The sequence below is a fragment of the Macrococcus equipercicus genome, assembly GCF_024205945.1.
Classification (GTDB): Bacteria; Bacillota; Bacilli; order Staphylococcales; family Staphylococcaceae; genus Macrococcus; species Macrococcus equipercicus.
On sequence record NZ_CP073809.1, the window covers coordinates 941,856 to 968,157 of the forward strand.

Annotated in this window: 24 protein-coding genes and 1 pseudogene; 24 read left to right on the plus strand and 1 reads right to left on the minus strand. The window is 45.2% G+C overall.

Features of this window, described 5'->3' with window-relative positions; genetic code table 11:
• Positions 1-5: 5 nt before the first annotated feature.
• From rnpM to infB, 3 genes are read left to right on the plus strand one after another with little or no spacing between them, the layout of a single operon-like run.
• Complete coding sequence (gene rnpM, locus KFV11_RS04800; RefSeq protein WP_149459749.1) at positions 6-293, plus strand: RNase P modulator RnpM; 288 nt, start codon at positions 6-8, stop codon at positions 291-293.
• Positions 290-619, plus strand: coding sequence for a YlxQ family RNA-binding protein (locus KFV11_RS04805; protein WP_149459750.1), 330 nt, complete (start codon positions 290-292; stop codon positions 617-619). Before rnpM ends, KFV11_RS04805 begins: the two co-directional genes overlap by 4 nt.
• Positions 612-2,879, plus strand: coding sequence for a translation initiation factor IF-2 (gene infB, locus KFV11_RS04810; protein WP_254250478.1), 2,268 nt, complete (start codon positions 612-614; stop codon positions 2,877-2,879). Before KFV11_RS04805 ends, infB begins: the two co-directional genes overlap by 8 nt.
• 462 nt (positions 2,880-3,341) lie before the next feature.
• On the opposite strand, the gene KFV11_RS04815 is transcribed toward infB, so the two are convergent.
• A complete protein-coding gene (locus tag KFV11_RS04815; protein ID WP_254249998.1) occupies positions 3,342-4,445 on the minus strand; it encodes an IS30 family transposase in 1,104 nt (367 codons plus the stop codon).
• Between the two features lie 252 nt (positions 4,446-4,697).
• On the opposite strand from KFV11_RS04815, the gene KFV11_RS04820 reads away from it, so the two are divergent.
• The 21 genes and pseudogenes from KFV11_RS04820 (at position 4,698) to recA (ending at position 26,261) form a co-directional block, all read left to right on the plus strand.
• Complete coding sequence (locus tag KFV11_RS04820) at positions 4,698-4,835, plus strand: hypothetical protein (protein WP_254250479.1); 138 nt, start codon at positions 4,698-4,700, stop codon at positions 4,833-4,835.
• Between the two features lie 701 nt (positions 4,836-5,536).
• Positions 5,537-6,496 (plus strand): IS30 family transposase, encoded by a 960-nt coding sequence (locus tag KFV11_RS04825; RefSeq protein WP_254250480.1) that lies wholly within the window; start codon positions 5,537-5,539, stop codon positions 6,494-6,496.
• 417 nt (positions 6,497-6,913) lie between these two features.
• Positions 6,914-7,513, plus strand: a complete 600-nt coding sequence (locus tag KFV11_RS04830) for an FMN-binding negative transcriptional regulator (protein WP_149459752.1) — start codon at positions 6,914-6,916, stop codon at positions 7,511-7,513.
• Positions 7,514-7,595: 82 nt separating this feature from the next.
• Positions 7,596-7,937, plus strand: coding sequence for a 30S ribosome-binding factor RbfA (gene rbfA, locus KFV11_RS04835; RefSeq protein ID WP_149459753.1), 342 nt, complete (start codon positions 7,596-7,598; stop codon positions 7,935-7,937).
• A gap of 42 nt (positions 7,938-7,979) precedes the next feature.
• Positions 7,980-8,873, plus strand: a complete 894-nt coding sequence (gene truB / locus KFV11_RS04840; RefSeq protein WP_254250481.1) for a tRNA pseudouridine(55) synthase TruB — start codon at positions 7,980-7,982, stop codon at positions 8,871-8,873.
• 142 nt (positions 8,874-9,015) lie between these two features.
• On the plus strand, positions 9,016-9,321 hold the full coding sequence (locus KFV11_RS04845) for a DUF3243 domain-containing protein (protein WP_149459755.1): 306 nt from the start codon (positions 9,016-9,018) through the stop codon (positions 9,319-9,321).
• A 106-nt stretch (positions 9,322-9,427) separates the two neighbouring features.
• A complete protein-coding gene (ribF, locus tag KFV11_RS04850; protein ID WP_254250588.1) occupies positions 9,428-10,381 on the plus strand; it encodes a riboflavin biosynthesis protein RibF in 954 nt (317 codons plus the stop codon).
• Positions 10,382-10,486: 105 nt separating this feature from the next.
• Positions 10,487-10,756, plus strand: coding sequence for a 30S ribosomal protein S15 (gene rpsO / locus KFV11_RS04855; RefSeq protein WP_149459756.1), 270 nt, complete (start codon positions 10,487-10,489; stop codon positions 10,754-10,756).
• A 116-nt stretch (positions 10,757-10,872) separates the two neighbouring features.
• Entirely contained in the window at positions 10,873-12,978 is a 2,106-nt protein-coding gene (gene pnp / locus KFV11_RS04860) for a polyribonucleotide nucleotidyltransferase (protein WP_254250482.1), read from the plus strand.
• Positions 12,979-13,096: 118 nt separating this feature from the next.
• Positions 13,097-14,287, plus strand: a complete 1,191-nt coding sequence (locus tag KFV11_RS04865) for a M16 family metallopeptidase (RefSeq protein WP_254250483.1) — start codon at positions 13,097-13,099, stop codon at positions 14,285-14,287.
• A gap of 47 nt (positions 14,288-14,334) precedes the next feature.
• Positions 14,335-14,598, plus strand: coding sequence for a hypothetical protein (locus KFV11_RS04870; RefSeq protein WP_149459759.1), 264 nt, complete (start codon positions 14,335-14,337; stop codon positions 14,596-14,598).
• A gap of 199 nt (positions 14,599-14,797) precedes the next feature.
• Positions 14,798-16,471, plus strand: a complete 1,674-nt coding sequence (gene rnjB, locus KFV11_RS04875; RefSeq protein WP_149459760.1) for a ribonuclease J2 — start codon at positions 14,798-14,800, stop codon at positions 16,469-16,471.
• Positions 16,472-17,363: 892 nt separating this feature from the next.
• A pseudogene (locus KFV11_RS11765) lies at positions 17,364-18,761 on the plus strand (DNA translocase FtsK); the annotation flags it as partial.
• A 14-nt stretch (positions 18,762-18,775) separates the two neighbouring features.
• A complete protein-coding gene (locus tag KFV11_RS04885; protein WP_254250485.1) occupies positions 18,776-19,489 on the plus strand; it encodes a GntR family transcriptional regulator in 714 nt (237 codons plus the stop codon).
• A gap of 4 nt (positions 19,490-19,493) precedes the next feature.
• Positions 19,494-20,732, plus strand: a complete 1,239-nt coding sequence (gene yfmF, locus KFV11_RS04890) for an EF-P 5-aminopentanol modification-associated protein YfmF (RefSeq protein ID WP_149459762.1) — start codon at positions 19,494-19,496, stop codon at positions 20,730-20,732.
• On the plus strand, positions 20,729-21,997 hold the full coding sequence (gene yfmH, locus KFV11_RS04895) for an EF-P 5-aminopentanol modification-associated protein YfmH (protein ID WP_254250486.1): 1,269 nt from the start codon (positions 20,729-20,731) through the stop codon (positions 21,995-21,997). Before yfmF ends, yfmH begins: the two co-directional genes overlap by 4 nt.
• A complete protein-coding gene (gene ymfI / locus KFV11_RS04900) occupies positions 21,990-22,682 on the plus strand; it encodes an elongation factor P 5-aminopentanone reductase (RefSeq protein ID WP_149459764.1) in 693 nt (230 codons plus the stop codon). The genes yfmH and ymfI overlap by 8 nt, the downstream gene beginning before the upstream one ends.
• Positions 22,683-22,693: 11 nt before the next feature.
• Complete coding sequence (locus tag KFV11_RS04905) at positions 22,694-23,479, plus strand: YmfK family protein (protein WP_254250487.1); 786 nt, start codon at positions 22,694-22,696, stop codon at positions 23,477-23,479.
• Between the two features lie 12 nt (positions 23,480-23,491).
• Complete coding sequence (locus tag KFV11_RS04910; RefSeq protein WP_254250488.1) at positions 23,492-24,340, plus strand: helix-turn-helix domain-containing protein; 849 nt, start codon at positions 23,492-23,494, stop codon at positions 24,338-24,340.
• A gap of 20 nt (positions 24,341-24,360) precedes the next feature.
• Positions 24,361-24,942: a CDP-diacylglycerol--glycerol-3-phosphate 3-phosphatidyltransferase gene (gene pgsA, locus KFV11_RS04915; protein ID WP_254250489.1), complete on the plus strand. Its 582-nt coding sequence runs from the start codon at positions 24,361-24,363 to the stop codon at positions 24,940-24,942.
• A 251-nt stretch (positions 24,943-25,193) separates the two neighbouring features.
• The gene (gene recA, locus KFV11_RS04920; protein WP_302054853.1) at positions 25,194-26,261 is read left to right on the plus strand and encodes a recombinase RecA; all 1,068 of its coding nucleotides are present in this window, start codon (positions 25,194-25,196) and stop codon (positions 26,259-26,261) included.
• Positions 26,262-26,302: the final 41 nt, after the last annotated feature.

Consider the following 26,302-nt stretch of genomic DNA (forward strand, 5'->3'; position numbering starts at 1 on the left):
TTTCAATGAAGCAGAAAAAGATTCCCATGCGTAAATGCATTTTAAGTCAGGAAATGAAGCCTAAGAAAGAAATGATTCGTGTCGTCCGCTCGAAAGAAGGCGAAATGGCCGTCGACCCGACCGGCAAAGCCAACGGACGCGGTGCCTATGTGTCGAAAGACCTTGAAATCGTGGAAGCAGCACGCAAAAAGAAACGGTTGGAACAGTTTTTTGACAGCAATACAGATGACATGGCACCGATCTACGATGAAGTCATCCGTCTCATCTACCGTGAAAAGATTCCGAAACGATGAACAGAGACAAAATATTCAATCTGATCGGACTTGCGATGCGTGCGAGAAAGCTGACAACGGGTGAAGAACTGGTCATCAATGAAGTACGGAAAAATAAAGTCAGACTGGTCATTGTATCATCAGATGCATCAGCGAATACTAAAAAAAACATCACGAATAAATGTCATTCCTACCGCGTGAAGTGTGTCGAGTTCGGGTCCCGCTATGAACTCGGCTATGCAATCGGCAAGGATGAACGCGTCATCATCGGTGTCATGGATGCAGGTTTTGCGAAGAAACTTGAGACGATGATTCGTGAGAGCAATGAGGAGAGAGCCTATGAGTAAAAAAAGAGTATACGAATATGCAAAAGAAGTGAAGTTAAGATCCAAAGATATCATCGATGAACTGAAAAAAATCGATGTTGAAGTGACAAGTCATATGCAGACACTTGAACCGAATGAAATTACTGCACTCGACAAAGTATTTAAAAAGAACGCTGCACAAGAGCAGCGTCCGGCGCAAAATAATACACGTCCGAACAATGGTCAGAAACCGGCGCAGAACAACCAGCGCCCGCACAATGGCCAGAAGCCTGCCAATAACAACGGTCAGAAGCCGGCGCAGAACAACCAGCGCCCGAACAACAGCCAGAAACCTGCCAATAACAACGGCCAGAAGCCGGCGCAAAACGGCCAGCGCCCGAACAATAATGCACAGAAACCGGGAAGCCGTCCACAGCGTCCGAACAACCAGAACCGTAATAACCAGCGTCCTGGACAGAACAAAAAAGGCAAAGGTAAAACAAACAAACCTGCCGTACAGCAGGCGCCGGTCGTGAAAGAGACACCTTCTAAAATTACTTATCACGAAGGAATCACTGTCGGTGAACTGGCAGATAAACTGAACAAAGATGCGTCAGAAATCGTGAAAAACTTGTTCATGGTCGGCATTATGGCGAACATCAATCAGGCGCTGAACGAAGATGCCATCGAGCTGATCTGCGCGGAATACGAAGTTGAGGCGGAACTGGAAGTCATCATTGATGCGACAGACCTTGAAACTTATTTCGAGGACGAAGCAGGAGCAGAAGCTGACAAACAGGAGCGCCCACCGGTCGTCACTATCATGGGTCACGTTGACCACGGTAAAACGACACTGCTTGACTCTATCCGTAACACACGTGTGACAGCAGGAGAAGCAGGGGGTATCACACAGCATATCGGTGCCTATCAGATTGAAACAAACGGCAAGAAAATCACATTCCTTGATACACCGGGTCACGCAGCGTTCACTACAATGCGTGCACGAGGTGCCCAGGTCACAGATATCACTATTCTTGTAGTCGCTGCAGATGACGGTGTCATGCCGCAGACGATTGAAGCGATCAACCATGCGAAAGCAGCAGAAGTGCCGATTATCGTAGCAGTCAACAAAATCGACAAACCGACTGCCAATCCGGACCGCGTCATGCAGGAATTAGGCGAGTACGGCTTATATCCGGAAGACTGGGGCGGCGATACCATCTTCGTTCAGCTGTCAGCGATCAACGGCGAAGGTATCGATGACCTGCTTGAGATGATTCTCCTTATTACAGAAGTAGAAGAACTGAAAGCGAATCCGAAACGCTCAGCAATCGGTACAGTCATCGAAGCGGAGCTTGATAAGTCACGTGGACCAGCAGCGTCACTACTTGTTCAGGATGGTACGCTTGAAGTCGGTGATTCCATCGTTGTCGGTAACACATACGGCCGTGTCCGTGCGATGGTCAATGACCTTGGCAAGCGTATTAAGACAGCAGCACCGTCTACACCAGTTGAGATCACAGGTCTGCAGGACGTACCGCTTGCAGGGGACCGCTTCGTCGTCTTCAAAGATGAGAAGAAAGCACGCCGCATCGGTGAAGCACGTCAGCAGCAGAACATTATGGCGCAGCGTCAGGAAAGTCAGAAAGTATCACTCGACAACTTGTTTGAACAGATGAAGCAGGGTGAAATGAAAGACTTGAACGTCATCATCAAAGGGGATGTTCAAGGTTCAGTCGAAGCACTGGCAGCATCACTCATGAAAATCGACGTAGAAGGTGTCAACGTCCGTATCATTCATACAGCAGTCGGCGCTATCAACGAATCAGACGTTACATTAGCATCAGCATCAAACGGGATTATCATCGGTTTCAACGTCCGTCCTGATGTCAACGCGAAACGTGCCGCAGAAGCAGAGAAAGTCGATATGCGTCTGCACCGTATCATCTATAAAGTCATCGAAGAGATTGAATTCGCGATGAAAGGGATGCTTGATCCTGAATTCGAGGAGAAAGTCATCGGTCAGGCAGAAGTCCGTCAGACCATCAATATCTCTAAAGTCGGTACAGTCGCAGGAAGCTATGTCACAGAAGGTAAAATCACACGTAACGCAAGCGTCCGCATCATCCGTGACGGCATCGTCGTCTATGAAGGCGCAGTCGATGCACTCCGTCGTTTCAAAGATGACGTGAAAGAAGTATCAGCGGGGTACGAATGTGGTATCACGATCGAGAACTTCAACGACATCAAAGAAGGCGACATCTTCGAAGCGTTTGTGATGGAAGAGATCAAACGCGTCTAAAACGTTGATTTAAAGCCATTCTTCATAGTTGAAAGAAAGAGAGATACCAACCACTAACATTTTCCAGTTAGCTAAATTAGCTGATTTGGAATGACAGTAATACCAACTCTAAAAGATAGTATTACTGTTCAATAGTGAAAGTATCAATGAATAATATTACATCTCGTTAATTTGTTAAATACAATATTAGCGAGGTGTTTTTTTATGAGTAGAATCAAGACAAGGAGAGAGAGGACAGAAAATAAGTTTGGTAATTTTGAGAAGATAAAGCAAATAGTAATTGATGAAAAGGAATTGCAGAATCTTTCATACAATACAATCATTAATTACAATAAAGTATTTACTTCTTTGAATGACTACTTTAAAGATACTGATCCGATAGCTATTACTGAATTACAGGCTAAAGATTATATTAGATATTTAAATCTAAATTGCAATTACAAGTTAGCCACCCTGACAAATCTAGTTCATATAGAATCCTAGGGATTCACTCAGTATGTTCTCTTTGATTAGTTCCTTCAAAAACACTTCCATCGCTGACTGTCCATTTAGTATCTTGCGTGGATATCTGTTCATCCATTCCTGGATTCTATGGACGGTAGAAGCTGTTACAGTTGAAATGGGGATACCTTTAGAAATATGCCGGCGAATAAATCTGTGCTGATTTTCTTTCGTCCCTCTCTCCCAAGAGGCATAGGGGTGGGTAAAGTAGACTTCAGATAATCCCTTGAGACATTCAGAAAGATCGCTGAATTCAGGTCCGTTATCTGATGTAATGGACTTGAATATTTTAGGGAAAGCATCTCCTGTTTCTTTTATCAGATGACGTAGTGCATTGACTACATGGCAGCTTTGTTTACCATCAATCTTTAAGATAAGTTCATACCGGCTTTTTCTCTCAACCATGGTGAGGAGAACCTGATCCTCCCCAGACTTCTGGCCGACAACAGTATCTATCTCCCAATGTCCGAAGGTCGTGCGTGTATCCACTGCATGAGGTCGCAGCTCAATAGACTGACCCAGTACTTTTTTATTGATACGAGTAAAGCCTGTCGGCTTCTTATTCTTAAGCTTTAATTTCATCAGAAGATTAATATTGCATGTCTTTATCAGTTTTCTGTCAATCCAGTGATAGAGTGTCTTTATGCAGGGTATGAATCTTTCTGGAAAAAGATTAGATTTTTTAGCCAGCATAATAACGGAAGCCGGAGACATTTCCTGATGTATCATCAGATGATCAGCCCATTCAACAAAGGGATTTCCTGTGATAGGAATAGGACGACGTCCTGACTTGATACGATTTTCAAAGTATCTATCCTGAGCAAGATCAGGTGAATAGATACATTTGTAGTAGGTGTAAGTCTTATTATTCTGTATCTGTTGGCTTCTTTGCGTGTAAGTCCCACGCTTTATCTCATTATTGATGGTCTGTGGCGCTCTACCGAGCTTTCCGGCTATTTGTCTGTTTGAATACCCTTCATCAATCAGCGTCTGTATGATGATCCGTTCATCTCTAGAAAGGTGTTTGCCCTTAACGGTTTTCGTGTTACCATTGATATGCGTCATACGAATTCATTCCTTTATTGTCGGTGTGAGAACTACAATATTAACATGAATTCGTCATGGCGTATTTTTTTATAAACAATTAATGTATCTTCCACCTTAGGTGGCTAACTTGATTGTATAACTTACCTTTTTTTAAAAAAACTGAAAATTTATATTTACTTTTATTTTCTATGGGTGTAATATGAATTCAACAGTTACATAAAATACAAATTCTATAGTATATATCTATAATAAATGAAGTAGGTATACATAATGGAGACTACTCAAGTAAATGCATTAGAGACACAAGAATTAGAGTTTTTAGAATTTGATAGTGTAGAAGAATTTGATAACTGTGAATCTAGTTTTTTAGCTAAAAACTACTTCTTATTAAACTGGATCTTATCTTAAAAAATAAAAAGGTGATATCTAAATTAGATATCACTTTTTTATTTTAAACAAAAGGAGATATTATGATGATTTTAAAAATAATAATACTAATATACAGTACTTTAAATATACTTGTTTCTATACTTTCAATAAAAAAGAAGTTACCTATTTTAAATATATGTATCTTCATAGTTGGTTCGTTACTTATGATTTACTCTGTGTGGGATGATTTTTCTCTTAATAAAATGATTTCTTTACTAATTGGATTATTATTAATACAGTTAGGGGCTACCTTAAATGGTAATTTTTTGAAAGGTCGAATTTCTTTCTCCCATCAAATTATACGTTTAATTATCTCTCTGATCATTATATATATATATTGGAGAATAATGTGATGGGCTATCTATTAATTGATTTAAATTTTATATATAAATCTGTCTTAAAAGAATTTGATAATTAATCGGATATTTTAGATAAATATCCGATTAATTATAGTTATGGTGATGTAGATATTAAAGAATATGATATGTATTTGTTAGAAAAAGATCCAAATCTAAAATTAGAAATATGGAATAATTTCAAGGATAGCAATTTAATATTGTCAAATAAGGTTGCCATTTTAAGAACGCCGATTGTAAAATTAAGCTAGACAACTAATAAAGCCTTCTGTGCTAAACTCAATATGTATTTCCGTCCAAAGAAAACATAAGGAGTTAGCACAAATGGCCTATACACATCTTACCACGGATGAACTTGCGTTCATAGAATCATATTACCACCAGAAAATTTCGGTCAGTGAGATCTGCCGGAGAATTAAGCGTTCAAGACAGACCGTCTATAATGTAATTAATGCACTCAAATCAGGTATATCTGCACTGGAATTCTATCAGAACTATAAGAAAAGAAAATCTCTTTGCGGAAGACGTAGAATCGTCCTTCCTAAGCATCAGATCAGTTATATTCAAAAAAGGATAGCCGACGGCTGGACACCTGACACCATCATAGGCAGAAATGAAGAACCTATCAGCTGTTCTGTCAAAACTCTGTACAGAATGTTCAGGGAAGATATTCTTCCTGTTCAATCACTTCCGATGAAAGGGAAAAGAAAACCTAACGGTCATCATGAGAAAAGAGGTCGTCAGACTTTCAAACGTCACATTTCAGAAAGAACAGTTGAATTTCCCGACTTTGATAAAGAGTTCGGTCATCTTGAAGGCGATACGATTGTTGGTCGTCGTCATGGTAGCGCAGTCATCACCCTTGTTGAACGCGTTTCTAAGATGATCATCACCCTACGACCGGAAGGTCGCAAGGCATCCGACATTGAAAAAGCATTAAACAGTATGTTCTCGGCTTTACCTTATCGTCTCTTTAAATCCATTACATTCGACTGCGGTAAAGAGTTTTCCAGCTGGAAGTCAATCAGTAACCAACACGATATATCTATCTTTTTTGCTGATCCAGGCACACCTTCGCAGCGTGGTCTTAATGAACATTCAAATGGTATGCTTAGAAGAAACGGTCTGGACAAAGATATGGATTTCAACACAGTTACAGACGATTATATTATTCAAGTTGCACATTCCCTCAATAATCGGCCAAGAAAATCTCTTGGTTACAGGACACCATTGGAAGCATTTATGAGTTTCATCGAAGATGAGAAGTTGTCTAGCTTAATTTGACAAACGAAATAATATTAAGGCAACAAACTTAACGAGATGATATTACAGTTATTGATATAAAAGGCTTTCTGACAGTATTTCACTATGATTTTCATGTGGTATCACGATTGAGAACTTCAATGACATCAAAGAAGGCGACATCTTCGAAGCGTTTGTGATGGAAGAGATTAAGAGAGCTTAAGATTGTTTGCTTACTGATAGCCATATTATAGTTTTTAGTAACAATATTATATCTGACCTTACTGTTTACATATCTGTAGATAGTAAGGTTTTTTGATGAGAAGAATTAAAACAATCAGATGAATTTCATCGTATAGTGGGTTTGAGTGATAGGGATGTTATAATATGAAGTGAATCTTCTATTTAAATAGAGCATGACGATTAAGCTGCTCGAAAAATCATCAACTGGAGGTCCATATGTTCATCCCGAAATATTTTGAAATGAAAGATTTGAAAGAGATCAAACAGTTTATTAATGACCATTCTTTCGCAACGGTCGTGACGACGGATAACGGTAAACCTGTGGCGACACATGTGCCGTTAATGTTGCGTGAAGACAATGAAAACTTATATTTATCCGGTCATTATGCGAGAGCTAACACACAGTGGAAAAATCTTGATGACAACGCTGACGTCCTGACTATCTTTCATGGGCCGCATGCGTTTGTCTCCTCGACATGGTATGACCATGAGAATGTCTCGACCTGGAACTATCAGAGCATTCATGTGTATGGACACAGCCGGTTACTGACGGAAGATGAACTGAGGGAGGATCTGAAGCTGCTGCTTGATACGTATGAAGCGAACGGTAAGACGTGGGACAATCTGACTGAGACGAGTCAGCAGCAGATCAGAGGTATCGTCGGCTTCAGAATTGATATTACGGATATTCAGGCGGCATACAAGCTCAGTCAGAACCGCAATGACCATGATTACGAGAATATTATTTCTGAACTGAGTTTAGGCGCTGCAGGTGACCGTGATGTCGCGGCGGCCATGAAGAAACTCCGGGATTAAATTGACATCACCGCGATAAAAATCTATAATAAATTGCATTGTCAACTTTAATTCAGGGTAGAGATAATAGAGGTGAATAACTATGAATAACAGAAAAGAACGCGTCGGCGAACAGATGAAAAAAGAGCTGAGTGAAATCATCAGCCAGAAGATTAAAGACCCGCGTGTCGGCTTTGTGACGGTCACAGAAGTAGAAGTGACAGGAGACTTATCTCTTGCGACGGTCTATGTGACGGTTCTCGGCAGCGATAAAGAACGTCGTGAGACACTTGCAGGTCTTGAAAAAGCAAAAGGTTTCATGAAGACAGAAGTCGGTCAGCGCATGAAACTGCGTATTGTGCCTGAACTGAAATTCGTCTATGATGAATCGATTGATTACGGTAACAAGATTGAACGTATGATTGCTGATCTTAATAAAGGCTAGCAGATAGTGCCTACTATCTGCTTTTTTAATGGAGGAATGACGATGCTGAACGGCGTACTTGCTATTAACAAACCACGGGGCATGACGAGTCACGACGTGGTCTTCAAGCTGAGAAAACTATTAAAGACAAAAAAAGTCGGACATACAGGGACGCTCGACCCTGCAGTGGACGGGGTGCTGCCAATCTGCATCGGTCCTGCGACAAGGATCAGCGACTATATTATGGACAGCGGAAAGCGCTACACAGCAGAGATCACGCTCGGCAGCCAGACGACGACAGAAGACCAGACCGGTGAAGTGGTTACGACGGAGTTCATCCAGCCGGACTGCTATACCGAAGCACAGGTGGACAATGCCTTGACCCGGCTCACCGGGCATATCGAGCAGACACCGCCCATGTTCTCAGCCGTTAAAGTAAACGGCCGCAAACTATACGAATATGCCCGCGAAGGAAAAGTGATTGAGCGGCCGTCCCGCATCGTCCATATTAAGGAGCTCACGCGGACATCAAGACTGACTTATAAGGACGGCCGGCTGACATTTATGGTTGATGTCGCATGCGGTAAAGGTACTTATATCCGGACACTCGCCACTCAAATCGCTGAACAACTGAATACAGTCGGCCATATGTCAAGGTTGACCCGGCTGGAAAGCGGCGGCTTCACTTTAAATGACTGTTATACGCTCGAGCAGATTGCGGACACAGTGGATGTCCAGCCATTGCTGCGGCCGATAGAAGAAGGGCTGAAAGAACTGCCGCATCTCGCAGTGGACGAGGCGCTGAAAACACGTGTGACCAACGGCCAGAAGTTTAGGGATGACGAGCTTCCTGTGATTGAGCAGACTGTCATTATCTATGAGAATAAAGCGCTGGCCATCTATGCACCGCACCCCGAAAAACCGGGACAGGTTAAAGCAGTAAAAGTATTTAATTAGAAAATTAGATGTAAAATTCATTAATATGTGTTTAAACTTTCTGTGACGGGATATACATATACTATCGATAGTCATAGAGTTATGACGTTGATAGTTTCATACTCAATCAAAGGACACTGTCCTAACAAAGGAGAAATGAACAATGACAAATGTAAATCCAGAAGAACACGTAAACAACTTATCACAGGAAGATAAAGACCAGATCTTAGAAAGCTTCAATAACTTCAAATCTTACTTAAACAAACAAGTCGGCAGAGCTGAAAAATTAGGCATGAGCGATGAAGCTATCGTGAAAGCTGCTGAAAAAGTCGCTGATCACTTAGCGAAAAACGAAGAACCTAAAAACCGTGAAGAAAAAGTTCTTAATGAATTATGGAACAATGCACAGGGCGAAGAGAAAAATGCCATCGCTAGTGCATTAGTGAGAATGGTTCAGCAGGAAGGCTAAACGTTTATCAAGATTCCGTCTATATGATGGAATCTTTTTTTGGCTTCATGACGTCATTTTCTGATACACTAAGCATAAAGTATATGGGAAAGAGAACGTGATAATGATGAAGACGATACATACGAATCATAATTTGACAGACATGTATAATCATCCCGATGTCGCGCTTGCGATCGGATTTTTTGACGGGCTGCATCTCGGTCATATGTCAGTCATCAATACGATGAAGGAGATGGCTGAAGAGAAGGAGCTGGCTAAAGCAGTGATGACGTTTGATCCGCACCCGTCAGTCGTCCTTAACCCCGAAAAGAAGCGGACGGACTATTTGACCCCGCTTGATGAGAAGAGACGCCTGCTGGAAGCCATCGGGATTGATTATTTGTTTGTCGTATCTTTCACCTCGAAGTTTGCTCAGATGGCAGAGCAGGATTTCATCCGTGACTATTTGACGAACAACCATGTCAAAGAAGTGGTCGCCGGGTTTGATTTTACATACGGTAAGTTCGGTAAAGGGAACATGATGAAGCTTGAAGCTGATAAGCAGGGGTTCAATGTGACGGCTGTTGCGAAGCAGGAGCTGAATGCAGACAAGATTGCGACAACGCATATTAGAAACGCCCTTGTAGAAGGACATGTTAATGAAGCAAATGCGCAGCTCGGGCGTCCCTACAAAATTTCAGGCCTCGTCGTGCAGGGCGAGAAGCGCGGTCGGACAATCGGTTTTCCTACTGCTAATGTGGCACCTGATGAAGCCTATGTGCTGCCGAAGCTCGGTGTTTATGCCGTGACGCTGAAACGGACAGGTTCAGACCAGCTGCTGAAAGGTGTCTGTAATATCGGCTATAAACCGACATTTCATGACCCGGCGGTTTCTGCCGTCTCCATAGAAGTTCATATTTTCGATTTCGCGGAATCTATTTACGGCGAACGTGTCGAAGTGTTCTGGCATGAATTCATCAGACCCGAGCAGAAGTTCAGCGGCATAGATGCCCTTATCGCCCAGATTAAGCAGGATAAGGAATCGGCTGAACAGCTCTTAGCTGATATTTCACTTGATTAATTGAGCGATAGTGCTATAATAGTCAAGTACCTTTCCTTGGCATTTCGACACTCCGACGAATGGCTCAGGTTATGGTGTAATTATATAATAGGAGGTCATTTAATTATGGCAATTTCACAAGAACGTAAAAATGAATTAATCGCACAATACCGCGTACACGAAACAGACACAGGATCACCTGAAGTACAGATCGCTGTGTTAACTGCAGAAATCAATGCATTAAACGAGCACTTACGTACACACAAAAAAGATCACCATTCACGTCGTGGTTTACTTAAAATGGTAGGTCGTCGTAAAAACTTACTGACTTACTTACGTGAAAATGACGTTCAACGTTACCGTGAACTAATTAAATCTTTAGGATTACGTCGTTAATCTTAATTCAAGTCGAAAGAGACAGTTGTTTCTTTCGATTTTTTTATGTCTAAATATACCTCAAACAAAAGATAAATGATATGATGGATGATATATATTGGAGAGGAGCATTTTTAATGTCTCAGAAAAAAGTATTTACAACAGAATGGGCAGGACGCCCGTTGACAGTTGAAGTCGGCCAGCTGGCAAAACAGGCGAACGGCGCGGCACTTGTCCGCTACGGCGACACAGTAGTATTATCTACTGCAACTGCAAGCAAACAACCAAGGGATGTTGACTTCTTCCCGCTCATGGTCAACTATGAGGAGAAATTATATGCGGCCGGCAAGATTCCGGGCGGCTTCAACAAACGTGAAGGACGCCCGGGTGAAGACGCGACATTGACTGCCCGTTTAATCGACCGTCCGATCCGTCCGCTGTTCCCGAAAGGTTACCGCAATGATATTCAAGTCATCTCTATCGTGATGAGCGTGGATACAGATAACTCTCCGGAAATGGCAGCGATGCTCGGCTCATCAGTCGCACTTGCTGTATCTGACATTCCTTTCCAGGGCCCGATTGCCGGCGTGAATGTCGGGCTTGTAGACGGCGAACTCGTCATCAACCCGACAGTCGCGCAGCGTGTGCAGTCGGACCTTGATCTGCAAGTAGCAGGACATAAAGATGCGGTCAACATGGTGGAAGCAGGTGCTAAAGAAGTGTCTGAGGACAAGATGCTTGAAGCGATTATGTTCGGCCATCAGGCGATCAAGGAACTTGTTGCTTTCCAGGAAACGATTGTGGACGAAGTAGCACCAGTGAAGAAAGAATTTGTTCCTGCAGCGCCGAATGAAGCTGTTGAGACTGAAGTGAAGCATTATGCTGAAGAATTGGGGCTGGCAGCTGCTATTCAGACAAAGGATAAGCTTGAGCGTGAGGAAAATATTACAGCGGTCAAGCTGCAGCTCCTGGACAAATATGAAGGTCAGGATGACGCGGTTTTAACTGTCGTGAACAAAACATTCGATAGCCTGATCAAAGAAGAAGTGCGCCGTCAGATCACTGAAGATAAAGTACGTCCGGACGGTCGTCGGCCTGATGAGATCAGACCGCTTGACAGTGAAGTAGGGCTGCTGCCGAGAGCGCACGGCTCAGGTCTGTTCACGCGTGGTCAGACGCAGGCTTTATCAGTTGCGACACTCGGTGCTTTAGGTGAGCATCAGATTATTGATGGGCTCGGTGTCGAAGAGCAGAAACGCTATATGCACCACTATAACTTCCCGAACTTCTCGGTCGGTGAAACAGGACCGATCCGTGCACCGGGTCGTCGTGAGATTGGTCACGGTGCACTCGGCGAACGTGCCCTGCTGCAGGTCATTCCTGACGAGAAGGACTTCCCTTATACAATCCGGGTCGTATCAGAAGTGCTGGAATCCAATGGTTCAAGCTCACAGGCGTCAATCTGCGGCTCAACGCTTGCACTGATGGATGCCGGTGTGCCGATTAAGGCGCCTGTTGCCGGGATTGCGATGGGACTTGTGAAGAAAGATGAAGACTATACGATTCTCTCTGACATCCAGGGGATGGAAGACGCACTCGGTGATATGGACTTCAAAGTAGCAGGTACGGCTAAGGGTATAACAGCGATTCAGATGGATATCAAAATTGATGGTCTGTCTGAAGAGATTCTGAAAGAAGCGCTGGAGCAGGCGAGAATCGGGCGCATGCATATCATGGATCACATGATGCAGACCATCAGCGCACCGCGTGAGACGCTGAGCGCGTATGCACCAAAAATTGAAATCATTCATATCAATCCTGACAAAATCCGTGACGTGATCGGACCAGGCGGCAAAAAGATCAATGAAATCATTGATGCGACCGGCGTTAAGCTTGATATCGAGCAGGATGGCACTGTGTTCATCGGTTCGAGTGATGCTGCCATGATTCAGGAAGCAAAACGTCTGATTGAAAACATCGTGCGTGAAGCAGTCGTCGGCGAAGTTTATATGTCAACAGTTAAACGTATCGAGAAATTCGGTGCGTTCGTTGAAATCTTCCCGGGTAAAGATGCGCTTGTTCATATTTCACAGCTTGCCAAGGAAAGAGTGAACAAAGTAGAAGACGTCGTGAAGCTCGGCGACCAGTTCCCTGTTAAAGTGACAGAAATCGACCGTCAAGGACGGGTCAATGCGTCGCGTAAAGAACTGCTGCCGGAATCAACTACTGAAACAACAGAATAATAGAAAGAAGGCTGGGACATAAGTCTGAATTCTTCGATGCTGCGCACGGTTTCACCAGGCGTCTTCATTGAAGAATGACGGCATAGTCCCGGTTTTTATATAGGAAAGAGGTTAATGCTTGAAGTTAAACAATGGACTCGTAGTGCTGGATAAGCACAACGTACATCAGACCGTGCATATTGCAGCATTCGTCAAAGTCGGAACGAAGAACGAAGAGGACTTCCCGGCAGGGACCGCTCATTTTATGGAACATATGCTGTTCAAAGGGACACAGTCGTTCACTGCACAACAGCTGGCTGACGAAATGGATGCGATCGGCGGAGAAGTCAATGCCTATACAACAAAGGAATACACATGCTATACCATCAAGACATTGCAGCGTTTTGAAGAGCGGGCGATTCACCTGCTGGATGAGATGCTGAACTGCTCGACCTTCCCCGAAGAAGAAGTGAGGCGCGAGCAGCAGGTCATCCTGGAAGAAATCAAGATGACAGAAGACGATCCGGAAGACTTGATCTATGAAGTGTTTCAGGAGCAAGCATTCAGCAATACACCGTTTGCCGTGCCGATTCTTGGCACTAAAGCATCAGTCGGACAGATTGACCGTGAAGTGCTCATTAACTTTTACAGCCGCTTCTACAGAGCGGACCATATCATTATTTCTTATGCCGGCCAGGATTCAACGGTACTGCGCGATGTCTTCAGCCGGATGACACCGGCTCAGACGGATAAGACAGCACCAATTGACTATCGGTTTGAACCTTTCAGCGACGTCCAGCATCATGATTATGAGCAGGCGCATTTATTGATCGGCTATGATGCGGTAGGTTACCATCATCCATTATACGATGCGTTCAGCCTGTTCAGCTCCATGTTCGGTGAGTCAGTCTCCTCGCCATTGTTCAGACGGCTGCGTGAAGAGCTGGGCCTCTGCTATAACGTCTATTCGTCACTCGATGCTTATAGTGAAGGCGGGGTGTTCTCCATTTATATCGCCTGTGACCATACTGCGGTCGAAGAAGCGGCCAGTGAGATTGACCGGCTGCTGGCAGCGTTTAAGGATCAGGTCACGGAAGAACAGCTTACGCGGGCGAAAACTTATCTCATCACGAATGCCTATATGAATAATGATTATGACGGTCATATTATGATGCGTAACGGTCAGAGCTACATGTATTACGGCAGAGTCGTCACACTGGAAGAATTTGAAGCGCATATAGAAGCTATCACCTTGACTGACATCCATAAAGTGCTGCAGATGCTTGCCGTTCAGCCGTCCAGGATGACGTTCACTAAATCTTTGTCATAACCGGCATTTAATATTAAAATAAAAGTGAAGACAAAGGAGGCATCATTATGGTATTTGATAAGTTAAACATCAATGATCAGACATTCGAAGCAGAAGGGCAGTTGACCGTTGAGCAGCCGTCCGTCAGAATCACGACAACAGACGGGGATGTCGGGTTGTTCTTCAACCAGCTTGAGACAAGCCAGTCCATCGATTCCATTGCCGTCTTTAAAGGAGACGAGGAGCGCTATTCATCATCCCGCATTAAAGTGAGCAACTTGACCGTTGTCGGCGGCAATTACCGCATCGAACTTGAAGAAACGAGCGACTAACATTTCAGCGTGATGTGCTGTACCAGCACTTTTAAACCGGATGAACTTCATCCGGTTTTTTTGTTGAGGTGCCGGTGAGCAGATGGCACTTAAGCGTTTCAACAAGCCGCCGCCTATTTTTTATTGTGTTATAAGAATCAAATAGCTTATAATAAAGACAATATGTTTTGTACGGGAAAGAATTTTAGGAGGAACTATTTTGAATTTAGTGAAAAAAGATAACAACCATATTAAAATCATTCCGCTCGGCGGCGTAGGGGAAATCGCAAAGAACATGTACATCGTTGAAGTAGATGATGAGATGTTCATGCTGGATGCAGGGCTGATGTTCCCGGAAGACGAGATGCTCGGAATTGATGTCGTCATTCCGGACATTCAGTATGTCATTGAGAACAAAGAGCGTCTGAAAGGGATCTTCCTGACACACGGTCATGAAGATGCAATCGGTGCGCTGCGTTATATCATCGGTAAGATCGATGCGCCGATTTACGGCTCACGCCTGACACTGGCATTAGTGAAAGACCATATGAAAGACGCGAAGATTGATCGCAAGTTAAAATATTATACAGTGAACAACGAATCAGTGATGCGCTTCAAAGGCGTCAACATCACCTTCTTCAATACGACCCACAGTATTCCTGACGCCCTTGGTATCTGCATCCATACGTCTCATGGTGCGGTCGTCTACACAGGTGAGTTTAAGTTCGACCAGAGTGTCAAAGGGCCCTATCGCCCGGATATGTCGAAGATGAGCGCTATCGGTGAAAGCGGCGTGCTGGCACTGATCAGTGATTCGACTGAAGCAGAGAAACCCGGCTACAATACACCTGAGAATGTCATTGAGAGTCATATCAATGATGAGTTTGCGAAAGCAAACGGCCGGATTATCGTCTCGTGCTACGCGTCCAACTTCATCCGTATTCAGCAGGTGCTGACAGCTGCTGCTAGAAACAATCGTAAAGTGACATTCCTTGGTAAGTCACTTGAAAGTTCATTCAATATTGCACGTAAGCTCGGCTACTTCGATATTCCGGAGCAGCTGTTGATCCCGATTAAAGATGTAGCGAAATATCCGAAGAATGAAATCGTCATCATCTCTACAGGCTCGCAGGGTGAACCGATTGAAGCATTAGCTCATATGGCACTGCAAAAACACAGCATCATGAATATCGAAGAAGGGGATACTGTCTTCATTACGACGACACCGTCTTCCGGCATGGAAGTCATACTGGGTTCAACGATCAATCACCTGGTGAAAGCGGGCGCGCATGTCGTACCGACGAACAAGAAGATTCATGCATCCGGTCACGGCTGTATGGAAGAGCTGAAGTTGATGCTGAACTTAATGCAGCCGAAATATTTCATTCCTGTGCAGGGGGAATTCAAGATGCAGATTGCACATGCTAAGCTCGCAGCTGAAACAGGTGTTCAGCCGGAGCATATTTTCCTGCTTGAAAAAGGAGACGCGGTCAACTTTGACGGTGAGAAAATGGTGGCCAACGAAAAAGTCACAGCAGGCAATGTGCTGATCGACGGTATCGGTGTCGGCGATGTCGGTAACATCGTACTGCGTGACCGTCGTCTGCTGGCTGAAGATGGTATCTTCATCGCAGTTGTGACACTTGATCCGAAGAACAGACGAATCGTGGCAGGTCCGCAGATTCAGTCACGTGGCTTTGTCTATGTCCGTGAGAGTGAAGAACTCCTGAAGGAAGCAGAAGATAAAGTGCGCGCTATCGTCGAAGAAGGCCTGATGCAGAACCGCATCGAATGGTCAGAAATCAAGCAGGATATGCGCGACAAGCTCGGTAAATTCCTCTATGATTCAACGAAGAGAAGACCGATGATCATTCCGGTGATTTCAGAAATTTAAATTTGATAACATTAAATAAACAAGCTTAGGCTTGTTTATTTATTTATCATGAGAGGTGTCATGATTGGTAGTTAAAAAAGCAAGCAGCAAAAAAAGAAAGCCGGCCGCAAAGAAGCGTAAGACTAAAAAGCCGGGCACCCCTGTCATCTATTTGACATCACTTGTCATATTGGCACTCTTTGTCCTTGGTATACTGCAGTTTGGACTTGTCGGTCTTGCGATTGACTGTCTGATGATCTTGCTGACGGGAAGCGCCCGTTACTTTACATACTTATTCTTTGTCATGCTGACCATTTATTATACAGTGAACAAACAATTCGTCCCGTTGAACAGGCGGCTTGCCGGCTGGGTGACACTGCAGCTCGGCCTCTGTCTTGTCTTTGAATCTGTCCGCCATTTAACAGCAGTGCAGGTCAGGCCGACGTTTAACGGGATTTTTGAAACAGAATCTGATTCGCATTTCCATTTTCAAGGCGGCGGCTTTCTCGGTTATGCGCTCGAACGGTCGCTCAGCCAGCTGATCAGTCCTATCGGAGCCCTGATCTTTGCACTGCTTGTTCTCGGTGTTGCAGGCATATTAATCGCCGGCCGCTCAATCAGAGCAGAATCAAAGGTCATCTTCGAGCAGCTGCTGCACTTGACACAGCAAGCGCAGACAAAAACGCAGACAAAAGTGCAGCAGCTGAAATCGACACGTGACCACCACGTCATCGATGTGTCAGAGCTTCACGAAGTGCCGGTTGATGATGTCACAGCTGACTATGATATCCAGGCAGATGAACCGGTCGCTGAAGAACACACTGATATCCCGCTGTCCCATCACGAGTCACGGAAAAAAGAGCAGCCTGTCAAAAAGGCGACCCCTCCTGTCATGGATGATGACAATCCAGATTATGCACTGCCGCCGCTTGACCTGCTGAATTTGCCTGACGGCGGCGTGAAGTCTGACATGAAGACGATCAAGCAGCGCGGTCAGCTGCTGGAATCGACACTGAAAAACTTCGGCGTCAATGCGAAAGTCAGTCAGATCAGAATCGGTCCTGCAGTGACGCAGTATGAAGTGCAGCCCGCGATGGGTGTCAAAGTCAGCCGTATCGTCAACCTGTCGAATGACATTGCGCTCGCACTCGCCGCCAAAGATATAAGAATTGAAGCGCCGATTCCAGGGAAGTCCGCAGTAGGGATTGAAGTGCCGAATAATTCGGTCTCAATGGTCACACTGCGGGAAGTGCTGGAAGAAGAGCCGGTCGAAGATAACAAATTGAAAGTCGTCCTCGGCCGTAATATCTCAGGGGACGCCATTACAGCTGAACTGAACAAAATGCCCCACTTACTTGTAGCCGGTTCTACCGGCAGCGGTAAATCAGTGTGCATTAACGGCATTATCACCAGCATACTGATGAATGCGAAGCCGCACGAAGTCAAACTGATGATGATTGACCCTAAAATGGTCGAGCTGAATGTTTATAACGGAATTCCGCACTTATTGACACCTGTCGTCACCAATCCGCAGAAAGCGGCACAGGCACTGCAGAAAATCGTCGGTGAGATGGAACGGCGCTATGACTTATTCAGTCATAGCGGAACAAGAAATATAGAAGGATACAACCAATACTTGACGAGACAGAATGAAGAGCTTGGTGAGAAGAACGCTAAGCTGCCCTATATTGTGGTCATTGTTGATGAGCTCGCTGACTTGATGATGGTGGCGAGTAAGGACGTGGAAAGTGCTATTATGCGGATTGCACAGATGGCTCGTGCAGCTGGTATCCATCTGATCATCGCTACGCAGCGCCCGTCAGTGGACGTCATCACTGGTCTGATCAAGGCGAACATTCCGTCACGCATTGCCTTTGCGGTCAGCTCACAGATCGACTCACGCACTATTCTCGACTCGCAGGGTGCGGAAAAACTGCTCGGACGCGGTGATATGCTGTTCCTGCCGTCCGGTCAGTCAAAACCGACCCGTATACAAGGGGCATTCCTGTCAGACAAGGAAGTAGAAGCTGTCGTCAACTATGTCACGAAGCAGCAGTCCGCGAACTACGTCAAGGAACTGGAGCCGGATGAGATCAAGACGGACTCGCCGTCAGAAGATGCCCTTTACTTTGAAGCCTATGAATTTGTCGTCGCCCAGCAGAAAGCAAGTGCTTCATTGTTACAGCGGCAGTTCAGAATAGGATATAATAGAGCTGCGCGATTAATTGACGAACTTGAAATGAATCAGGTGATCGGTCCTGCATCAGGCAGCAAGCCGAGACAAGTACTGATAGATGAAACGAAAGAATGATGGAGGAATGAATGGTGTCCGTTCAACATACAATATTAACTGTTAAAGACTGGATTATCATGAATATTGAACAGAAGCAGTTTGCGCCTAATGCGCCGATACCCAGTCTCTACGAAATTTCCCGTACACTCGATATTTCACAGGATAATGTCGAACAGGCGATCAGAGAATTGATTACTGAACAGATATTGACAGAGAAATTTCAGGAAGGCTACTGCGTTAAGCCGGAACCGGCGTTTTTCTATCCGGTGGATGAACTCCGGAGCATTACAAAGATGATTGAAGAAGTCGGCTGTACGGCCGGAACGATTATCATCAGTCAGGATCCGGAAGTGCCATCACGCGATGACAAAAAAATCTTGAATATTACTGACGACCAGCTGATCACAGTAGTGGAACGTATCCGTACTGCCGATGGACTGCCGGTCGCTTACTGCCTGGATAAAATCAATCAGCCGGACTTTGATTATCTGCATTTAAACGATAAGCTTTCACTGCTGCAGATTCTCCAGGATAATCCGGGATTCAAAGTGGCCTATGCGACTTGCGAAATAGAAGCGATCAGTTATGAACCTTACATTTCGAATGCGCTGGAATGTGCGCCGGAAGAAAGCCTGCTGCTGTTTAAGCAGGTTCATTACAATGAGGACGACAGGCCGGTGCTTTTTTCCATGAACTATTTCAAATCGAACCAGATGAAATTCCAAATCAAGCGGGAAATGAAGTGACGACATGATACCAGTACATATTAACGAGGAACATAAATTTAAAACGATATCGATAGTCATTAAATTCAAAGCACCGATTAACAAGGACACGGTGACAGAGCGTGCGCTACTGAGTAAACTGATGACAAAAGTAACGGCCCGGTACCCATCCGAGCAGCAGCTGCATGATGTGGTCGCAGAAAATTACGGAGCTAATTTGTTCAGCTATGTCACAAAACAGAAGACGGCGCACGTCTTGACGATCGGCATTGATATCATCAATGATAAATATTTGAGCCGGCCGGAGAATTTATTCGTTCAGGCACTCGAACTGCTGGAAGAAGTCATTCAGCGACCGCTCCTTGAAGGCGAGGCATTTCACCCGGGCAAAGTAGCTGTTGAAAAGCAACTGATGCAGGCGCGCTTTGACTCCATCAAGGACAATAAAACACAGTATGGATATCAGCAGCTCATGCAGGAGATGTTCAAAGGACATGACTACCGCTTCCCGAGTTACGGCATAGAAGAAGAGCTTGCTGCGGTCACACCTGGTTCTATTTATAAGGCCTATGAGGCGATGCTGCACCATGATGAGAAAGAGATTTTTGTCATCGGTGACGTTGATAGTGATGAAGTGACCCGTGACGTCAGACGCTATTTAGCGCTGCCGCAGGGCACTGCCGTGCTTGAAGACTTGAATATCGGCCGGCAGGATGTTCCTCACTATGTCACAGAGCAGACAGATACGACGCAGGCTAAAATCAATATCGGAATGACAGCGGACATCACTTACGGCACACGTGATTACTTTTCGTTCGTTGTCTTCAACCAGATTTTTGGTGGTGATGTGACGAGCCTGCTGTTTATGAATGTCAGAGAGAAACTGAGCCTTGCCTATCAGATTCATTCGCAGATTGATGCGCGTCTCGGTTATCTGTACGTCATTGCCGGCGTCAATAAAGAAACACGTGAGCTTGCTGTCAATACCATTTTGGAGCAGCTTGACATGATTAAAGCAGGACAGTTCAGTGAAGAGTTAATACATACCGCGAAAACGATGCTGGTCACTCATAAAAAAGAGACATTTGACCGACCGAAAGGATGGATCGAGGCGACGTATGCTAAAGGTTTTGACGACATCAAGCTGACAACAGAAGAGTGGATTGCAGGCATCAATGAGGTGACTTATGAAAATGTCATCCATGTCGCTCAGCATGTTCATGTCCATACGATATACTGTCTGACCAATGAGGTGAAAGCATGAAAGAATTAATTTATGAGCAGATTGACGAATCATTATTTGAGACGACGTTGAACAACGGTCTGAAGTTGTTTGTCATTCCGAAAAAAGGGTTCCAGAAAACTTATGTCACACTCACTACCCGTTACGGCTCACTGCATAATCAGTTTGTTCCTTACGGTGCCGATGACATGATAAAGATGCCGGAAGGGATCGCCCATTTCCTTGAGCATAAGATGTTTGAGAAAGAAGAAGGAGATATGTTCAACGCTTTCTCAAAAAACGGAGCTTCTGCCAATGCCTTCACGTCATACGACCGGACAAGCTATTTGTTCACTGCCGTAGACAATATTGAAGCTAATATCAAGCTGCTGCTGTCGATGGTCCAGCGCCCTTATTTCTCTAAAGAATCTGTGGAAAAAGAGATCGGTATCATTGCTGAGGAGATTCAGATGTATCAGGATCAGCCGAACTACCGTCTTTATTATCAGACGCTGCAAGGCATGTATCATGACCATCCGGTCAAAGAAGACATCGCCGGCAGCATTGCTTCTATCAATGACATTACTGCTGATAAGCTGTACAGCTGCTATCATACATTTTACCGGCCAGAGAACATGGTCATGTTCATCGTCGGCAATATCGACCCTGAGACAATAGCGGAAGTTGTTGACGCCAACCAATATGCGGTGTCTGACACTGCGTATTTCGCGCGGACAGCTGACATTCATGAGCCGCCGCACGTCAAGGAAGCGCTGCTCGAACAGACGGCGGACGTCCAGCAGCCGAAGCTGATGCTCGGCATTAAAGCTGAGCTGCATCAGCTTGACCAGTCATTGATTCAGACAGAGCTTGAAGTGATGTTTATACTGGACCTGCTGCTCGGTGAACAGACGGCATTTTATCATGAGCTGCTGGCAGACGGTTTGATTGATGACACGTTCGGCTACAGCTTCACGCTTGAGCCGACGTTCTCCCATCTCTTTATCGCCGGCTCGACGAAACAGCCTGATGTCCTGAAAGCACGCCTCATTGAACGCCTGACTCATTATTCCTTCAGCGACGAAGCGTTTGCACGGCTTGTCAAGCAGACGATCGGTGAGTATATCTCGAGCCTGAATTCTCCTGAATATATCGCCAATCAGTTCACGCGTTACTACTTCAATGGTGCGGTGCTGTTTGATATTCTGCCGATACTTGAACAGCTGACACTGAAAGACAGTCTCAACACGTTCAGCAAAATCGATGTTACGCGTATGACAGACAGCCGCCTGATGCCGAATGGCTAACTTTTTAGTGACCGGAGGCAGCGGTGATATCGGCCGTGCTGTCATCGATGCGCTGCTTGCAGCAGGGCACACGGCTGTCTGTCATTACCATCACGCAGACCTTGCTGTACTCACTGCACGCTGGGATGACCGTGTGACTTACTGGCAGGCAGATTTAACGGCGGGGCTTGCCGTCCGTCCCGATTTTTTTGAGCAGCTGGACGGCGTCATCTATTCAGCAGGCACCGCACAATTCGGCCTCCTGCAGGATGAGACGGCTGAAGCGGTCGACCGTCAGTATATGATTCATCTGAAAAATTTAATCACGGTCGTCCAGTGGATAATTCCTACGCTGGTCAGGAGACGATGTGGTAATATAGTGGTAATCAGTTCGATATGGGGAGAGACAGGCGCTGCCATGGAGGCCGTATACTCGGCGATGAAAGCCGGTCAGCTCGGCCTGGTCAAAGCGATGGCCAAGGAGCTGGCACCGAGTCATATTACAGTCAATGCAGTGACACCGGGGCTCGTCAGCGGACGAATGACAGCGGCGCTGGAAGAACTGCCGCTGATACTGGAAGACATTCCGCAGGGGGAACTTGTGACTCCGGAAGAAGTGGCTCATATGGTGCTGTATTTGCTGCATGAACGATCGAGGCATGTGACGGGACAGGTAATGCGAATCAACGCCGGATGGCTGATCTAGGGGGATGGACAATGCATAAAGAATGGTATCTCGAGTACGAGATTAAAGTGAACCGGCCGGGGCTGCTGGGAGATATTTCAAGTCTGCTTGGTACGCTCGGTATCAGCATCATTACGATTAACGGCGTCGATCAGGGCCGTCGCGGGCTGCTGCTGAAGACTGACAATATGGAGAAAGTCGCACGCTTTGAAAGCATCGTCAACCAGCTCGAGGAGATAGAGATTACAAAACTCCGGACACCGCAGCTGCGGGACCGGCTGGCTGTCAGACACGGCCGCTATATTAAGCGGGACCTGGATGACCGGAAGACGTTCAGATTTGTCCGAAAAGAACTCGGGATACTCGTTGACTTTATGGCGGAGCTTTTTAAAGAAAAAAATCACTGTCTGATCGGCATTAGAGGGATGCCGCGCGTCGGTAAGACAGAATCTATCGTCGCTGCGAGCGTCTGTGCGCATAAGAAGTGGCTGTTCATTTCTTCAACGATGATCAAGCAGACGGTGCGGAACTCACTCTTCAAAGGTGAATATGACGGCAACTATATTTATATTATTGACGGCGCTGTCAGTGCTAAGCAGACGGATATGAAACATATGCAGCTCATCAAGGAAGTGATGGCGCTGCCTGCCGTCAAAGTAGTGGAGCATCCTGACCTGTTCGTCGAGAACAGCGAGTTCACGCTTGATGATTTTGACTATATCATCGAGCTCAGGGAATCAGAAGAGCAGCAGATTACATATGAGCAGGTCAGCAAAAATAACTTGTTCGGCAATGAAGGTTTTGGATTTTACGAGTAAGGAGGTCAATACATGCAGCCTATTGGACGTAAGCTGAAGCAAAAACGGGAATCACTTGGAATGACACTGGTTGACCTTGAGAACAAAATAAAGATACAGCGTAAATATATCGAAATGATTGAACGCAATGACTTCGCATCACTGCCGAACCCGAACTATACGGTCGGCTTCATTGAGAAATATGCAAAAAGCGTCAATTTGAATGCGGAGAAACTGATTGAAGAACATCAGGATGAACTGCCTGATGACTATATTTCAGCAGTGGAAGCTAAACAACATTTGAACGAGACGCAGACTATCGTCAAAAAAGACGACCAGCTCATCCGGCAGCTCATCATCTCATTAGTCGGCCTGATACTTGTCATCAGTGTGGTCTGGCTGCTGAGTGCCAAACTGCTGTTCAAATCCACGGATAACCGCTGGACGGCAGGGAACGTCAATGAGAGCCGGGACGTCAAAGTAGAAGCGAAAGAAAAGTCGAAAGCCGCCGCTAAAAAACAAGAAGTGAAAGAAAAGCCAGTGAAACCGGTGAAAGTGGTCAAGACATCGGTCAAATATAAATCGTTTGACGGGTCTACGTTGAGCTATGACGTCGTAACAAGTGAACGGCTTGTGCTGAAAGTGAAGTCAAGTGTCCCGACGTGGATACAGGTGGATGATGACAACGAAAAACGCTATGCTTATCAGAAAGTGAAGGACAAGACGATGACGATTGATAACAAAGTTAAAACCGTCACATTGATCTCCGGGAATTCCACTGATCTGCAGGTGTGGATCAACGATCAAAAACTAGATGTACCGAAAACAGCAGACAGTTTGATTACAAGAACGTATCAGTTTGCTATAGAGTCAACAGATTAACAGAGAAAGTAGGATTATAAATGAATATTCCGAATCAGATTACCGTGGCCCGCGTGTTATTGATTCCCGTCTTCATCTTATTTTTGCTGGCTGACTTCCACATGGGGTCAATCAGCATTCTAGGCAGCTATGATATGCGCATCGAGCAGTTTATCGGCGCTTTGATCTTTATTTTTGCGTCGCTGACTGACTGGATAGACGGCTATCTTGCACGGAAGTGGCAGCTCGTGACGAATATGGGCAAGTTTTTGGATCCTCTGGCGGATAAGCTGTTAGTATCGGCCGGTCTGATTGCCTTAGTAGAGCTGAATGTACTGCCGGCCTGGATGGTGATTATCATCATCGCCCGTGAATTTGCGGTGACCGGCCTCAGATTGCTGCAGGTCGAGCAGGGCTATGTCTCAGCAGCCGGCAAGCTCGGTAAGATCAAGACAGCGGTGACAATGGTCGCGATGACCCTGCTGCTGCTGAACGAACCATTTGTCAACTGGCTGGGCTTCGGCCTCGGTTACTGGCTCATGTATTTAGCGGTATTCTTCACCATTTTATCAGGGATTGAATACTTCTATCATGGCCGTGATGTCTTCAAAAATTCAAAATAATTGAACAGCTGCGGCTGTTCTTTTTTTATTAAAACACAGAATATGATAAACTGATAGTAAGTCATTAAGGCGTAAAAAATGACTGATGCGTTCATGAAGTCCTGATGATTTATCGGTAAATACTGTATGAAAAAATACGAACAAACGTTTGCTTTTCGCTTGCTATTTCGTCTGAAAATCAGTATAGTAATACTTATAAGAGCGCTAAAAAATCAGCTAATAACACTTGTGTTATTAAGGAGGATATATATTTGAACGAACGTCAGAAAGCTTTAGATACAGTCATTAAAAATATGGAGAAATCTTTCGGTAAAGGAGCTGTCATGAAGCTCGGAGAGAACACAGCACGTAACGTCTCTACAGTTTCCAGCGGTTCTATTACATTGGACGGCGCTTTAGGGGTAGGCGGCTATCCGAAGGGAAGAATCATTGAAATCTACGGACCTGAAAGCTCAGGTAAAACAACAGTCGCACTTCACGCGATTGCAGAAGTTCAGGCGCAGGGCGGTGTCGCAGCGTTTATCGATGCGGAGCATGCACTGGATCCTGTCTATGCACAGAAACTGGGTGTCAACATTGATGAGCTTTACTTGTCTCAGCCGGACCACGGGGAGCAGGGTCTGGAAATCGCGGAAGCATTCGTCCGCAGTGGTGCCGTTGATATCATCGTTGTCGACTCAGTCGCAGCATTAACACCAAAGGCGGAGATTGAAGGCGAGATGGGTGACACGCACGTCGGTCTGCAGGCGCGTCTTATGTCGCAGGCACTGCGTAAGTTATCAGGGGCTGTCTCAAAATCCAATACAATTGCTATCTTCATCAACCAGATCCGTGAAAAAATCGGTGTGATGTTCGGTAATCCTGAAACAACACCAGGCGGCCGTGCGCTTAAATTCTACAGCTCTGTCAGACTGGAAGTGAGACGTGCTGAGCAGTTGAAGCAAGGCGTGGAAGTGGTCGGTAACCGCACGAAGATCAAAGTCGTGAAAAACAAAGTAGCGCCGCCATTCCGTGTAGCTGAAGTGGATATTATGTATGGTCAAGGGATTTCACGTGAAGGTGAGATCATCGATTTAGGTGCAGAGCATGAAATCATTCAGAAATCCGGCGCCTGGTATTCATATAACGGAGAACGGATGGGTCAAGGTAAAGAAAACGTGAAGATGTATTTGAAGGAGAATCCTGAAATTCTGAAAGAGATCGATACGAAGATCCGTCAGGAAATCGGTATCATGCCAAAAGACGCGGTAGCAGAAGAAACGCCTGCTGAACCGGAAGAAGACAAAGCTGCTGACTTGTTCGAAGACGAATTAGTATAAGCTCGATAATGAAACTGAAGTCATTCTGACTTCAGTTTTTG